This window comes from Methylobacterium sp. 37f (assembly GCF_023093475.1).
Taxonomy (GTDB): Bacteria; Pseudomonadota; Alphaproteobacteria; order Rhizobiales; family Beijerinckiaceae; genus Methylobacterium.
The window spans coordinates 1-1,092 of the sequence record NZ_JAGHKN010000096.1 but is presented as its reverse complement, the minus strand read 5'-3'; the positions used below and the strand labels follow the sequence as shown (position 1 = coordinate 1,092).

General features: G+C 63.7%; 1 protein-coding gene. It reads right to left on the bottom strand.

Annotated features, from left to right (window positions below):
- Positions 1-34: 34 nt before the first annotated feature.
- Positions 35-1,092, bottom strand: a protein-coding gene (locus tag J7U37_RS24780) for an IS3 family transposase (protein WP_247637477.1) whose coding sequence is annotated in 2 segments (ribosomal slippage) — positions 35-939 and positions 939-1,092 — 1,059 coding nt annotated over the 2 segments. Because the reading frame shifts where the segments join, the coding sequence is not laid out codon by codon here. This gene is flagged as partial in the annotation.

Sequence of the window (1,092 nt, the reverse complement as noted above, 5' to 3'; positions counted from 1 at the left end):
TGGCCTGCCCCCATGCGGTGGCCCAGGTTCGAAGTTAGTGCATCGTCGGTCGCGTGACGATGGCGGGTTGTGCGAGCGGCGCTGAGCTGCTCGGTTCCGTTGGCCAGATGACGACCTCCGGTGCAGGCGGGAGGTAGCCGAGCGATGAATGCGGTCGGATGTTGTTGTAGTGCCGCCGCCATTGCTCGATCACGACGCTGGCCTCCTTCAGGGTGTAGAACACCTCGCCGTTGAGGAGTTCATCGCGCAGCTTCGCGTTGAAGCTCTCGCAATACCCGTTCTCCCACGGACTGCCCGGTTCGATGTAGGCGGTCGTCGATCCAACCGCCGCGATCCAGTCCTGTACGGCCTTGGCAATGAACTCCGGCCCGTTGTCCGAGCGGATATGACCGGGCACCCCGCGCAAACTGAACAGATCCGAGAGCACGTCGATCACGTCCAGCGCCTTCAGCTTACGGGCGACCCGGATGGCCAGGCACTCGCGGGTGAACTCGTCGATCACATTCAGCATTCGGTACTTGCGCCCGTTGTGCGTCCGGTGCTCGACGAAGTCGTAGGACCAGACGTGGTCAGGCCGCTCGGGCCGTAGTCGCAGGCAGGAGCCATCGTTGAGCCAGAGACGCGCTCGCTTCGGTTGTCGAGCCGGGACCTTGAGCCCCTCTCGTCGCCAGATCCGTTCGACCCGCTTCACGTTTACCGTCCAGCCGTCACGCCGGAGCAAGGCCGTGATCCGACGGTAGCCGTAGCGCCCGAACTGCAGAGCCAATGCGATGATCGCAGCCGTCAGAGCAGCTTCGTCCTCGACCACCACGGCGGCCTTGCGTTGGGTCGAACGATGCTGGCCCAGGACACGGCAGGCGAAGCGTTCCGATACGCCATGCTCGGCAACGACGTAGTCGACACACGCCCGGCGGCGAGCCGGGCTCAGAAGTTTCCCGAAGCGGCCTCCTTGAGGATCAGCTTCTCCAAGGTCAGATCGGAGATCGCCCGACGAAGCCGCTGGTTCTCGGTCTCCAGAGACTTCAACCGCTTGACCTGATCTCCCTTCAGGCCGCCGTACTCCGACCGCCAGCGGTAATACGTGACCTCAGT